This window comes from Mycoplasma sp. CSL10137, from assembly GCF_017116845.1.
Classification (GTDB): Bacteria; Bacillota_I; Bacilli_A; order Mycoplasmatales; family Metamycoplasmataceae; genus Mycoplasmopsis.
Map to the genome: position 1 here is coordinate 131091 of NZ_JAFIRE010000003.1, position 14114 is coordinate 145204.

The 14114-nt window shown below is 28.1% G+C and carries 10 protein-coding genes and 3 tRNA genes; 11 read left to right on the forward strand and 2 right to left on the reverse strand.

The window, feature by feature from the left end; all coding sequences use genetic code 4:
- Positions 1-285: 285 nt before the first annotated feature.
- The 10 genes from JXZ92_RS02380 (at position 286) to JXZ92_RS02425 (ending at position 12668) form a co-directional block, all read left to right on the forward strand.
- Entirely contained in the window at positions 286-1431 is a 1146-nt protein-coding gene (locus JXZ92_RS02380) for a hypothetical protein (protein WP_205852183.1), read from the forward strand.
- 111 nt (positions 1432-1542) lie between these two features.
- Positions 1543-4395 (forward strand): excinuclease ABC subunit UvrA, encoded by a 2853-nt coding sequence (gene uvrA / locus JXZ92_RS02385; protein ID WP_205852184.1) that lies wholly within the window; start codon positions 1543-1545, stop codon positions 4393-4395.
- Between the two features lie 45 nt (positions 4396-4440).
- Positions 4441-5376 carry an HPr(Ser) kinase/phosphatase gene (hprK, locus tag JXZ92_RS02390; RefSeq protein ID WP_205852185.1) on the forward strand — a complete coding sequence of 312 codons (936 nt, stop codon included), beginning with the start codon at positions 4441-4443 and terminating at the stop codon, positions 5374-5376.
- Positions 5369-6358, forward strand: coding sequence for a prolipoprotein diacylglyceryl transferase (gene lgt / locus JXZ92_RS02395; protein WP_205852186.1), 990 nt, complete (start codon positions 5369-5371; stop codon positions 6356-6358). The genes hprK and lgt overlap by 8 nt, the downstream gene beginning before the upstream one ends.
- A 7-nt stretch (positions 6359-6365) precedes the next feature.
- Entirely contained in the window at positions 6366-7295 is a 930-nt protein-coding gene (locus JXZ92_RS02400; RefSeq protein ID WP_241006950.1) for an FAD-dependent oxidoreductase, read from the forward strand.
- Positions 7296-7339: 44 nt separating this feature from the next.
- Positions 7340-10042: a cation-translocating P-type ATPase gene (locus JXZ92_RS02405; RefSeq protein ID WP_205852187.1), complete on the forward strand. Its 2703-nt coding sequence runs from the start codon at positions 7340-7342 to the stop codon at positions 10040-10042.
- A gap of 57 nt (positions 10043-10099) precedes the next feature.
- Positions 10100-10534, forward strand: a complete 435-nt coding sequence (gene rplM / locus JXZ92_RS02410; RefSeq protein ID WP_205852188.1) for a 50S ribosomal protein L13 — start codon at positions 10100-10102, stop codon at positions 10532-10534.
- A gap of 2 nt (positions 10535-10536) precedes the next feature.
- Complete coding sequence (rpsI, locus tag JXZ92_RS02415) at positions 10537-10932, forward strand: 30S ribosomal protein S9 (RefSeq protein ID WP_174892553.1); 396 nt, start codon at positions 10537-10539, stop codon at positions 10930-10932.
- A gap of 62 nt (positions 10933-10994) precedes the next feature.
- A tRNA-Ile gene (locus tag JXZ92_RS02420) sits at positions 10995-11071 on the forward strand.
- Between the two features lie 112 nt (positions 11072-11183).
- Positions 11184-12668, forward strand: a complete 1485-nt coding sequence (locus JXZ92_RS02425) for an APC family permease (protein ID WP_205852189.1) — start codon at positions 11184-11186, stop codon at positions 12666-12668.
- A 64-nt stretch (positions 12669-12732) separates the two neighbouring features.
- On the opposite strand, the gene JXZ92_RS02430 is transcribed toward JXZ92_RS02425, so the two are convergent.
- Both JXZ92_RS02430 and JXZ92_RS02435 read right to left on the reverse strand, forming a co-directional pair.
- Positions 12733-12808: transfer RNA gene (locus JXZ92_RS02430), tRNA-Lys, on the reverse strand.
- Between the two features lie 7 nt (positions 12809-12815).
- A tRNA-Leu gene (locus JXZ92_RS02435) sits at positions 12816-12901 on the reverse strand.
- A 223-nt stretch (positions 12902-13124) separates the two neighbouring features.
- On the opposite strand from JXZ92_RS02435, the gene JXZ92_RS02440 reads away from it, so the two are divergent.
- On the forward strand, positions 13125-13958 hold the full coding sequence (locus tag JXZ92_RS02440; RefSeq protein WP_205852190.1) for a TIGR00282 family metallophosphoesterase: 834 nt from the start codon (positions 13125-13127) through the stop codon (positions 13956-13958).
- Positions 13959-14114: the final 156 nt, after the last annotated feature.

Genomic DNA, 14114 nt, shown 5'->3' on the forward strand with positions numbered 1-14114 from the left:
ATTTTATTAACCTATTCATAATTATTTTTATACTAAATGATAATAAATTATATCATAAAAAACGTTTTAAAGTCTCTTTTTTACAATATATTAAATCTTTTTGGTTTTATAGATTATTAATAGTAAAAAAGAATAGTACTTTAGTGCTATACTATTTTTAATCAATTCAACAAAGTTGTTATCATAATCAAGACATTTGATTATGATAACTTTTTTATTTAAGATTATTATATTTACATAATTGATATAATACTAGTAATAGTCAAATTTAAAGGATATTACAATATGAATAATAAAGAATTGTTGAGCGTTTGACCTGGATTATCAAACATTTTAAATGAAAAAAACGATAGCAAAATATATAATATAAATGATTTAACTTTGAAAGAAATTCTAAATCACTTAAATGTAGATGTAACTATATCATCTAAGCTAGATAAAAAAATATTATGTATATATATTGATGATTATAGAGCGGTAACATTTTTGAAAAAACTCTATAACGATGGTTATTTATCAAACTTGGTTTATACATATGATCATAAAAAAAGATCATTTACTTTTTATTTTAAACAAACATTAGCAACTTTTAAAAATTACAAAGATAAAAGTGTTTATACTACAGTATCAGGAATAAAAGCAAAAGTCTTAACTAATAGAGTTACCATTATTAAATCTACTTACATATACAATAATTTTGATAAAAAATTACCAACAATAGATATTTTATTTGCAAAGATTTATGACAAAAAATGAGCAGCTTTTAATGGTGTTTTAAATTATTTTGATAAGTTTGATAAAGAAGTTAACAAGCAAAGAGCAGCTAACTTATGAGCTTATGTTACTAATTTAAAATGAGGCACTGTTAGGTTTTCTAAATTTAATAAAAATATTATTAATCAATTTCAAAATGATCACGAATTTAAAGACCAAGATTACGAGAGATTAGTGCAAGTTATCAATGATTTTATACTAGAGAAACCTTTAAACCATGAAGAAATTGAAAATTTAATTTTTAAAAGTATTAAATCAAATGAATATTATGAAATGATTAAAATTAAAGTTAATGATTATAAAAAATTATTAACTTTTGATAAAAAAAGCATTGATTATGATAAAGCATCTTTATTTTTGGTTGAAAAATACAAAATTTACTCCAAAGACAATATTTATTATGTTTGATATAACAACGCCTATGTAGCGGATGGAAAACCATTTAAATTATCGAATTACGATAAAGAACATTTTTTAAAAGAACGAATAGAAAAAGGTATCATTTTAGAGTGTATTTCAATTGAATTTTTTATGGATTATAATGCTTGAATATTAGATGATAAATTAATGGAGCGTATGAGTTCATCGGCTATTAGCAAAATTATATCTAAAATCAAAATTTTAGCTGATAATGCTAATAAACTAAATAAAAACTAACAATATTAAATAAAAATTAATTTTGTTAGTTTTTTTAATAAAAGTAATGGTTTAATTTATAAATTATTATTTAAATAATTGTTAAAATATATATTAAAGAGGTAAAAAGATATGAAAAATGATTTTTTAGTTATAAAAGGTGCCAGAGAGAATAACCTTAAAAATGTTGATTTAACAATCCCAAAAAATAAATTAGTTGTATTTACAGGTCTTAGTGGTAGTGGTAAAAGTTCACTTGCTTTTAATACTATTTATGAAGAAGGTAGACGAAGATATGTCGATTCACTTAGTTCGTATTCAAGAATGTTTTTGGGCGGAACTAAAAAGCCAAATGTAGATAAAATTGATGGATTAAGCCCGTCAATTTCTATTGAGCAAAAAACGGTTCATAATAACCCACGTTCAACAGTTGGGACAGTAACAGAAATATATGATTATTTTAGACTTCTTTTTGCTACTATTGGTAAAGCTTATTGTCCAAGACATAATATTGAGATAACTTCACAAACAACAAAAAGTATTTTAAAATCCATTTATGAATATGGCGAAAACACACAATTAATTATTTATGCTCCATTAATTGATAACGAGAAAGGTACTCACCAAAATTTACTTGAAAAACTAAGAAAAGAAATGTACCTTAGGGTAAAAGTAGATGGAATTTTATATAAATTAGATGACGAGATTATTCTTGATAAAAATACAAAACATACCATTGATTTGGTTATCGATCGTGTAGTTGTAAAAGAAGATAACTATAATAGAATTTCGGAAGCTATTGATATTGCGACCGAAAAATCAGAAGGTTATGTAAAAGTTGAAAATCTTTCAACAAATAAAATTGAATTATTTTCAAAATTACACGCATGTATTTATAAGGATTTTTCAATTAAAAAAATTGAAACAAGATTATTTTCATTTAATGCTCCTTATGGAATGTGTGAGAATTGTAAAGGTTTAGGTGTTGAATTCAAACCTGATGTTGATATATTAATACCTGAAACTTGAAGAACTATCGAACATGGCGCAATTAAATATTTCGAAAATACAGTTAATACATCAAATTTGGAATGACAAAGATACGCACGGATGCTAGAACATTATAAAGTTCCTTTTGATTTACCTATTGACGAGATGAGTGAAGAGCAGTTTAGAAGAATACTTTACGGTAGTGAAGAAGATGAAATAGAGTTTGTTTTAGAATCAACTTCAGGAAATAAATATCGTAAAAAACAATCTGTTCCCGGAATTATGACTATGATAGAAAGAGCATATTACGAAACTTCTTCAGATAATCGTAGAGATTATCTGAAAAAATATATGGGTGTATTTACTTGCTTAAAATGTAAAGGAGCAAGATTAAACCAAGAAGCATTAAGTGTTAGGGTAGATAATCAAAATATTTTTGATTATATTAAAAGCACTATTGGTGATTTATTAATAAAAGTAGAAGATGCGGTTTCGAAATTAGATGATTCAGAAACAAAAATTAGTTCACTTGTTGTAAAAGAAATTTTAGATCGTTTAAAATTTTTAAAAGACGTCGGTTTAGAATACTTAACACTTGATCGTAGTGCTGAAACACTTTCAGGTGGTGAAGCTCAAAGGATTAGATTAGCAACGCAAATCGGATCAAATTTAAGTGGAGTTTTATATGTTTTAGACGAACCTTCAATTGGTCTACATCAAAAGGACAACCTAAAACTAATAGATACTCTTAGAAAAATGGTTGATTTAGGTAACACCTTAATTGTTGTTGAACATGACGAAGATACCATGTTTGCCGCCGATCATATTGTTGATATCGGGCCACTTGCAGGAGCAGAAGGTGGACAAATTGTTGCTAACGGACAATTAGAAGATATTATTAATGAACAAAGTTCAATTACCGGAAAATATTTATCAGGTGAGTGAAAAATTGAGGTTCCTAAAACTAGAAGAAGCGGAAATGGTCAAAAAATTGAAATTCTAGGAGCAAAACAAAATAATTTAAAAAATATAAATGTAACAATACCGCTAGGTAAATTGGTCGGTGTAACGGGTGTTTCAGGTTCAGGAAAAAGTACCTTGGTTAACGATATTTTAGTATCAGGAATCCAACATATGATTTCTAAAGATTCATCTAAATTAAACAAAAAAATTAAATTTGATAGTATCAAAGGATTAGTCAATGTTGATAAAGTGGTTCCTATTTCGCAAGCACCAATAGGTAGAACTCCAAGAAGCAATCCGGCCACATATACAGGTGTTTTTGATGACATTAGAGATGTTTATGCAAATGTAGAAGAATCTAGAATAAGAGGATATTTAAAAGGTCGTTTCAGTTTTAATACACCTGGTGGTAGATGTGAAAAATGTTCAGGAGATGGATATCAAAAAATTGAAATGCACTTCTTACCTGATGTTTACATTGCGTGTGATCAATGTGACGGAAAACGCTATAATAAAGAGACTTTAGAAATAAAATATCACAATAAAAATATTAATGATATTTTAGATATGAGTGTAGATGATGCCTTCATATTCTTTGAAAGACATCCTAAAATAGTTGATAAATTAAAATATTTAAAGGACGTTGGTTTAGGATACATAAAACTAGGACAAATGTCAACAACAATGTCTGGTGGAGAAGCTCAAAGAGTTAAATTAGCTACATATTTACAAAAAAGACCAACAGGAAAAACTGTGTATGTTCTAGATGAACCTACAACAGGTTTGCATGTTCATGATGTTAAAAAATTAATTACTATCTTAAATAGAATTGTAGATAACGGAGATACTGTATTAGTTATTGAACATAATTTAGATGTAATTAAAAACTGTGATTATATCATTGATTTAGGTCCTGATGGTGGAGTTAACGGGGGTAGAATTGTTGCTAGCGGAACACCTGAGCAAGTCGCTCTAAATACTAATAGTTATACAGGTCAATTCCTTAATAAAATATTAAGTAAAAATAATTAAAATAAAGTATAATTAATATAAATTTAATATTATAAACGAGGTCTAATGAAAAATATAAAAAAGATTAATGTCGAAAAAATAATTAACTTTTTTAATTTGGAAATAATTAACAAAAATAAAGAAAGTATTGAATATAACGATATTTATCAACCAGCAATTAAGCGTGTAGGTCTAGATTTGGCCGAAAAAGTTAATAGCGATCGTATTAGCAATAACGTAATTGCTTGAGGTACTACTGAATCACTTTGATTTCAAGGCATTGGTAAATTTAGAGCTTGTGAAGCTTTGGAGCATATTTTTAAACAAAAACCACCATTGGTTATGCTTTCTAAAGGTGTTACAAAACCAGCTTTAGAATGGATAGTTGAGGTTGCAGATACTTATAATGTTCCTGTAACTTTATCGCAAACTAGTTCTTCGTATATATCAACAAATGTCGGTTCATATTTAAACAACTTTTTTTCAGAAGAAAAACAAATTCATGGTTGTTTAGTTTTAATTGGTGGAACCGGGGTTTTGATAATTGGTTCAAGTGGTGTTGGTAAATCTGAAGCAGCTTTAGAATTGGTTCAGAAAGGTCACGTTCTAATTAGTGATGACTCTGTTTTAATTAAAGATACCGGAAATTTATTTATTGGTAGATCTCCTGAAATAACACGTAATTTTTTAGAAGTACGTGGTATTGGAATTATTGATATTAAATATACTTATGGAATTAGATCTGTAGCCCCTTCGTCAATTATAAATTTAGTAGTTGAATTGGTTAGAACTGACAAACAACAAGAATTCGATCGCTTAGGTGTTGATTTTCTTAAGTATTCAATATTTGGAAGAAACATTAAGAAGATACAAATACCAATCAAAGAAGGTGGCTCTACAGCTTCTTTGATTGAGGCGGCGGTGAGTTCGTATCTTTCTCGACATGATGGAGTTAATGTTTTAGATGAGATAGAAAAAAGGAGGTTAAAAAGCAATGACTAATATGGCATCATATATCCCTTCACAACCAGCTTTTGAAGGTAGACCTTGAAGTCCTTTAATTCAAATTGGGACTTTTGAAATCCAAACCTATTCATTAACAATGATGTTAGGTTATTTACTTTCAATACTTACTGTTATCTATTTTTGACGTAGAGAAAAATTAAAGATGGATGTTGTTTATACTTTAATTTTAATTACTATACCTATGGGAATTATAGGGTCACGTTTCGGTTATATTATAGAGCAATTAATTTATCAAGATGAACCTTTTAAAGGATCTGCGTGGTATAAGATTTGAGAAGGTGGATTAAGTATCCAAGGTGGTTTAGTAACAACAATTATAGTTGATTTAGCTTACGTTTATACAAAGAGAGATGTAGTTGATATTAGAAAAGCAGGTTCCTTAATAATACCTACAATTTTAATAGGACAATTTATTGGACGGTTTGGTAATTATGCTAACCATGAGGTTTATGGAAAAATAGATTGAACTGGTACAAGTTCTTTAATTTGAGGAAAAACATTTGCTGATAATATGTATATTAGCGATGCTGTAACTAATCAGCTAGGGATTGAGGCTGCATATAGATACCCTCTTTTCTTATACGAGGCAATAGCAAACTTAATTGGGTATTTAATTCTAGTATGAATATTTAACTATTTCTGAATTTTTAAACCAGGAGTAAATATTGGTATGTATTTAGTTTGGTACGGGTTAATTCGTATGGGAATGGAGCCTTTACGTGAAGAATCATATAAATTGTACGAATATGTTGCTTTAGGTTTTGTGCTCTTTGGTGCATTTTTGGTAATTTATTATCAATTCTTTGGAAGAGTTAAATATATTAGAGTTAAGAAATCAGAAATACAAAGTATTACAACATATCAATACGCCAACCCTGAAATTTATTTATCTTATGTAAATGTAACATCGTTTAAACACATCTTTAAGAAGATAATTTCAAAATTCAAAAATAAATAGGAGCATTATGCAAAACAAAATTTATGATTTAGTAATAATTGGCGGTGGTCCAGCAGGTCTTAATGCAGCAATTTATGCATCAAGAGCTAATTTAAGTGTTATTTTTATTGAAAAAGGTGCACCGGGCGGAAAATTATCTACAACAAGTAAAGTTGAAAATTGAATTGGTACAGAAAATATAGAAGGTTGACAATTAGCCTTAAACTTTTTTAACCATTCAAAAAAATACGGAGCTGTATATAAATACGGTAAAGTAGTCGAATTAAAACATAACGAAAAGTTTGATAATGAAGTTAGATTAGAAAACGGAGATGTTATATATGGAAAAACTGTTTTAATTTCAACAGGCATGAAAAATGTTGAACCTAATTTTATCGAAAACTTCCAAAGTTTTCTAAATAGAGGTGCTAGTTTTTGTGCTATTTGTGATGGCCCTTTATTTAAAGGGTTACCTTCATTGGTTTTAGGGAATGGAAATTCCGCTATCGAAGAAGCTAGTTATTTATCTACAATTGCTTCGAAAGTATATGTAGTAATTAAGGATGAAGAATTTAAAGCTGAACAGAGACTTGTTAACGATTTATTAGAAAAAGAAAATGTTATCATTTTTAAAAATTCAAGAATTCTATCACTTAAAGGTGATGGAACATTAGAAAATGCAATTATAGAACATAAAGATGGAACTACATCAACAATTCAAGTAGCTTCATTTTTCCCATATATTGGTATGGAGCCATCAACAGATTTTGTTAAAAATAAAGAAATTTTAGATAATAAAGGTTTTGTTGTTACAAACAAATTTATGGAAACTTCTTTGCCTGGGGTTTTCGCAGCAGGTGATATTAGAGCAAAAGAAATTCGTCAAATAGTAACTGCAGCATCTGATGGTGCAATAGCAGCAAGACGTGTTTCTGATTTATTATTATCAGAAAAATAATGAAGTCATACTTTTTAGTATGATTTTATTAATATTAAGGAGGAATGTTGATTAATCAAGAATATATAATCAATAAAAAAGGATTAACGACAAAAGAGGTTGAAGAGTTAATCAAAAAAAATGGTTATAACAAAATTAGTGTAAAAAAAGAAAAAAGCATCTTTAAAATGTTTGTTGAACAATTTAAAGATTTTATGATTATTTTACTTTTGATAGCCTCTGCGTTCAGTTTTGGAGTAGCGATATATGAAGCTATAACCAACAATAACCAAAAAACATCAGAATTAATAATTTCTTTCATTGAACCATTTATAATACTTATAGTGGTGGCATTAAACGCGATGTTAGGCACTTACCAAGAAATAAAGAGTAATCAAGCGGTAAAAGCGCTTTCTAAAAGTAATGAATTATACTCTAAAGTTTATCGTGAAGGTAAGTTGATAACTATTCCTTCATCCAATTTAGTGGTGGGTGATTTGATAGTTATTGAAGCAGGAGATATTATTTCAGCTGATGCTCAATTAGTGGAATCATATTCATTCTATGTTGTTGAATCCGCATTAACAGGCGAATCAATTTCGGTTGAAAAAGACGCAAATTTTATTTCTACTGAAGTTACCAATTTAGCGGAACAAAAAAATAAAATTTTTTCAGGAACATATTCAACTCAAGGAAGAGCGATTGCGGTTGTAACAGCTATCGGAGATCAAACTGAAATAGGTAAAATTAATAATTTAATTCAAGAGCAAAAAGTACCTTTAACACCGTTACAAATAAAATTAAACAAATTAAGTAAAATTTTTGGTATTGCGGGAATTATTTTACTTTTTGTTACTGCTTTACTACAAATAGTTATACAAGGATCTATTTCAAATAATTGAACTAGACCAGAATTATATTCAAACGCAACAGTTATAGGGATATCTCTAGCAGTTGCTGCTATACCCGAAGGCTTAATAACATTTACAACAGTTTTATTAGCTATTGGTGTAGCAAGAATGACTAGAGAGAAAGTTATTATTAAATCATTCTCCGCGATAGAAACAATTGGCTCTACAAGCATAATATGTTCTGATAAAACGGGCACATTAACAGAAAATAAAATGAAAGTTGTAGATTTCATAAACTACAATAAAACATTAACTGACAATAAAGTTTTAGAATACTTTGTTGCGTGTTGTGACGCGACAATTCATAAAAACGAAAAAGGTGAATTCGTTGAAGTCGGAGATCAAACAGAAATAGGAATTTTATATTATGCAAACGATCATAATATAAATGACCAAAATATTTATGATAATTTTAAAAAAATACATTCTTTACCGTTTGATAGTGATAGAAAATTAATGTCAGTATTATTAAAAGAAAATAATCAAAACTTTTTAATAACAAAGGGTGCTCCTGATGTTATTTTCTCAAAAGTAAAAAATTTAGATAAATCATACAAAGAAAAGGTTGAAGAATTATCAAATAAAAGTTATAGAGTATTGGCGATTGCCAAAAAAATGATAGAAAAAGATGTTATTGATTTTGATGACGAAAATGATCTAGAATTTGTTGGTTTGATTGCAATGGTTGATCCTGCGAGAGTAGGAGTTAAAGAAAGTATTCAACAAGGTTTTGAAGCTGGAATTAAGCCTATAATGATTACCGGAGATCATTTGACAACAGCTGTTGCAATTGCAAAAGAATTAGGTATTTTTGTTGAAGGAGATAGAGCAATAACTGGTTTGGAATTGTCGAACATGGATGAAGAAGAACTAAAAAATGAAGTTAAACATATTTCAGTTTATGCTCGTGTCACTCCTTCAGATAAGTTAAGAATTGTAAATGCTTGACAATCACATAACCAAGTTGTTGCTATGACTGGTGATGGTGTAAATGATGCTCCTGCTCTTAAACGTAGTGATAGTGGTATAGCAATGGGTATAACCGGGACAGATGTTTCTAAACAAGCTGCTGATATGATTTTAACCGACGACAATTTTAGTACAATAGTTAAAGCTGTTAAAAGTGGGAGAGAAACATACTATAGAATAAAATCTGTTATATTAAATTTATTAATTTCTTCAATAACTGAAATTATTGTTATGTTATTTGGGTTATTTGTATTTTCTTTTGTTTTTAAAGAAGAATTTAAAAACACAGATGTAATAATTTTGTCTGCATCTCAATTATTGTGGATAAATCTATTAACTCATGGTTTACCTTCTATAGCATTAGGTATGACTCCAACAGATGTGAATGTTATGAAAAATAAACCCACAAAGAGAGATGAGAGTATTTTTGCTAATGGTATGTTTAAAGAGCTTATAATTCAAAGCATTGTTCTTTCTTTTGCTTCGTTATTATCATACGGATTAGTTGGAATGTTAGCAAAAAATACAAAGATAAGTTCAGAAGATTTTGTTAAATTAACTTCAAGTGCCATGTTCATTACATTAGGCGTAGGTGCAAGTTTAAATTCATTAAATTTAATGAGTAAATCTTCAATTGTTTTTTCAAAATTTAAAAAATATAAGTTAGTTTATCTTGCAAGTTCATTTTCTGTTTTGTCTATGCTAATGGTCACTTTTATACCAGGAATATCAAGCGTTTTTAAAATTATTTCGTTAGATATTTATGGTCAAAATTGATTATATTGATTTGTACCAATAATTCTTTCAATTAACCTAGTAATTTATTCAGAATTTAAAAAAATATATTTTGTTATTAAAAATTATTTAAATAATAAATCTATGATATAATAAAAAGGCAACTTAATATTAAAACATAAAAAATTCAAAATTAACGTAGGAGGTTGTATGAGACAAACAACAATTGTTAATACACAAAAAGCAAATAAAAAGTGATATGTTATTGATGCTGAAGGTCAAGTTTTAGGGCGTTTAGCAGCATATGTTGCTTCTGTATTAAGAGGAAAAAATAAACCTGATTTTACTCCAAATGCTGACATGGGTGATAATGTAGTTATTATTAACGCTGAAAAAATCGTTTTAACTGCTAAAAAAGAAGAACAAAAAATTTACTACTCACACTCAGGATACCCTGGTGGGTTAAAAAGTATCACAGCAGCTAAATTAAGAGTAAAAAGACCTACAGCTTTAATCGAAAAAGCTGTAAGTGGTATGCTTCCTCATACAAAACTTGGTAACAAACAACGTCGTAACTTATTTGTATATGCAGGACCAGAACATAAACAACAAGCACAAAACCCAGAAAGATTAGAGGTTAAATAATTATGAGTAAAAATATTGAATATCGTGGATTAGGAAGAAGAAAATCATCTGTTGCACGTGTTAGATTAACACCAGGAACAGGTAAATTCGTAATTAATAAACGTGAAGCTCGTGAATACTTAACATCAGATATTTACTTAAAAGACGCTAACCAACCATTTGATTTAACTGAAACAAAAGGAACATTTGATGTTTCAGTAGTTGTTGCAGGTGGTGGATTAAGCGGTCAAGCTGGAGCAATTAGATTAGGTATCGCTCGTGCTTTATTAGAAGCAAGTGCTGACTATCGTTCAACTCTTAAGGCAGCTGGAATGCTAACAAGAGATGCTAGAGCTAAAGAACGTAAAAAACCTGGACTTCGTGCTGCTCGTCGTGCAAGACAATTCTCAAAACGTTAATTTTATAATAATAAAATGCTTTGCTATTGTGCTTTATATGCTATAATAGTAAAGCAATATATGCGAGCGTAGCTCAGCTGGTTAGAGCACACGACTGATAATCGTGAGGTCGATGGTTCGAGTCCATTCGTTCGCACCATTTCAAGAAATTGACCAAATAAGCCGTTTGGCTTATTTTTTTATTTTTTAATTAAAAAATAAAGTTATTCCTGTTTAAAGTTATAATAATATTATAATTCTTAAGGAGTAAAATGAAGAGTGACAGAAAAATAGGATTTTTACTATCATTGATGATGTTAATTGGTACAGTTGTAGGTATCGGGATTTTTTTCAAAAATATATCCGTTGGAAAAGCGGTAGATTATAACGGTTTAAGCTGATTAATAACATGAATTATTGGAGGAGTAATATCTATTTCGGTTGCTCTTTGCTTTTCTGAAATAGGATCAATGCGTAACAAAAGTTTTTCAGGAATATCTAATTGAATACATAAATTAAAGCCTGGTTGCACATCTTACGGTATTTCGGTAACTTATGCAGTTTTCTATTTTGGTTTACTTTTTACAATATTAGGTAGTTTTGCTTCAGAAATATTTTTTTATTTCTTATCAGTTATGAAAATAATTGATTTTAATAAAATAAAAATTTGAATTCATCTAATTGTTGGTGCATTTATTAGTTTTTATTTTTTATCGCTAGTGTTAATCTCTCAACGTGCGTCTGGTATATTTCAATCAGTAGTTACAATTTTAAAGTTTATTCCGCTATTTGCAGTAATGTTAATTGGTATTTTTTTAGCAAAGACCCACAATTTATCGAATGAAAATCAACCAGTAAATGCTTTCATAAATGGTTCATTTACTCTTAAGGGTGTAATAATTGCGTTGCCCGCCGTATTATTTTCTTATGATGCTTTTTTGTTAGTAGGATCGTTCGGTAAGAAAATAAAAAAATCGGAAAAAAGATTGCCAATTATAGTTATAGTTGGTATGGTATCAATTACTATATTATATACATTGATAGCTTTATCTTCTATATTGCATAACGCAAAGACGGTTGAAGATATTTTGTTAGATTCTTTACCACAATCATTAAGTAAGGTTATAGAAAAAATTATTTACACATTATTATTAATTTCTACTTTTGGTGTTATTAATGGATTAACATTTGCGTATAAAAACGAAATTGAATCTATGGTTTCAAATGAATTATTATTTGGTTCAAATTATGTTTTAAAAAAAATGAGCCTAAAAAAAGGTACTTTACTTTATTGTTCTGTTATATTTTTGTTTTACTTTATAATTTTATTCACCCTAAGCTCAATATTAGATACAGATGCTTTTTTAGATTTATTTAGTAATTATCCTACGGTTTTATTTTTTGGAGTATATTTATATATTATTGTTTTATATTCTAAAAATAGAAAAAATATTAATGAGACAAACAAAATAAATAAAGTTATTTTTTATAGTGCATCAATAATTTCTTTTTTAGGAATCATAACAATTGAATTAGCATATTTTTCGACAATATTTTCTAATTTATTAAATTCAGAATTTAAAAACAATTATGGTGTTTTTTACAAAGGATCAAATATATTATTTCCGGGTTGATTTGAATTAATGATTTATTTTGTATTTATAATATTTGCTATATCTATACCTGTTTTAAATTATTATTTGGAAAAAATAATTTTTAAAAGAGATTTAATTAGTCATATTAAAAAACTACACTAAATAAACAGTGTAGTTTTTTAATAAAAAAATAAGCCAGATGGCTTATTTGGTCAATTTCTTGAAATGGTACGTCCTAGAGGATTCGAACCTCTGACCCAATGGTTAAAAGCCATTTGCTCTACCTGCTGAGCTAAGGACGCATAACAATGGTACCCAGAACTGGACTTGAACCAGCACGATTTTGCAATCGAGGGATTTTAAGTCCCTTGCGTCTACCATTCCGCCACCTGGGCATATTTTGCGTTCGTTGCTAAATTATTATAACACAATAAAAAAAAATCAAAGAAATTTTAAAAATATTTTTTTATTTTTTAAATTTAAAAAAATTAACGTTATAAATTAGAACAATAAAATAAAATCTCTATTATTTAAATTTAATTAAATTATATAATATTAACAAAGATTAAAGTAATCAGACTATTTAAATTATTTTTTTATAATATAGTTAGGAATAAAATGCAAGATAAAATAAATATACTTTTTATAGGAGATATATTTGGAGCTCCTGGAATATTAACGGTAGAAAAGATATTACCAGATTTAATTAAAAAAAATAATATAGATTTTGTTATTGCTCAGGGTGAGAATGTAACAGGTAGAAAAGGTCTTGATCAAGAGGACTATAATAAATTAAAAAAAATTGGTGTTAATTGTTTCACAATGGGGAACCATGTTTGAGCGAATGAAGATATATATAATATTATAAATAATAAAGATATTATAAGACCTTTCAATATTGACTCTAGTTATCCGGGGTACGGCACTTCAGTTTTTAAAGTAAAAGATTTTTTATTAAGAGTTAGTTCATTACTCGGAAATACTTTTAACGAATTAAACCATCCATGAAATGAGTCTGTAGCTTTACCGTTTCTAAAATCAGCACATAAATTAATGGAATATAATGATACAGATTTTCACTTTATCGATTTTCATGCAGAAACAACAAGTGAAAAATATGTACTTGGACTAGAAGTTGATGGAACAATAGATGCAGTTTGCGGAACACATACTCATGTTCAAACAAATGATGACCATATTTTACCAAAAGGTACTTGTTATATAACTGATGCAGGTACTGTTGGACCAATTGATTCAGCTATTGGTGCAAATTTTCAAGAGGTGCGTGATAAGATGTTGGATCCTAGTTCTAGAAAAAGATTTCAAGTTAGTCCAAATAATACACAATTTAATGCAGTGATAATAACATTACAAAAAAACGGTTTGAAGAAAAAAACAAACTCAATTAAAAAGATAAATATTTTTGATATCGATATTTATGAAAAAAAATAAAAAAATATTTTTATATTTCTAAATATGGTGTTATAATAGTTAGGCAATCACTCAAAACGATAAGTTAGAATGATGCATTAAGTTCTTTGAAAACTAGATATATACAATAAACATGACAGTCAATTTTTTCGAGAGTTTGATCCTGGCTCAGGATGA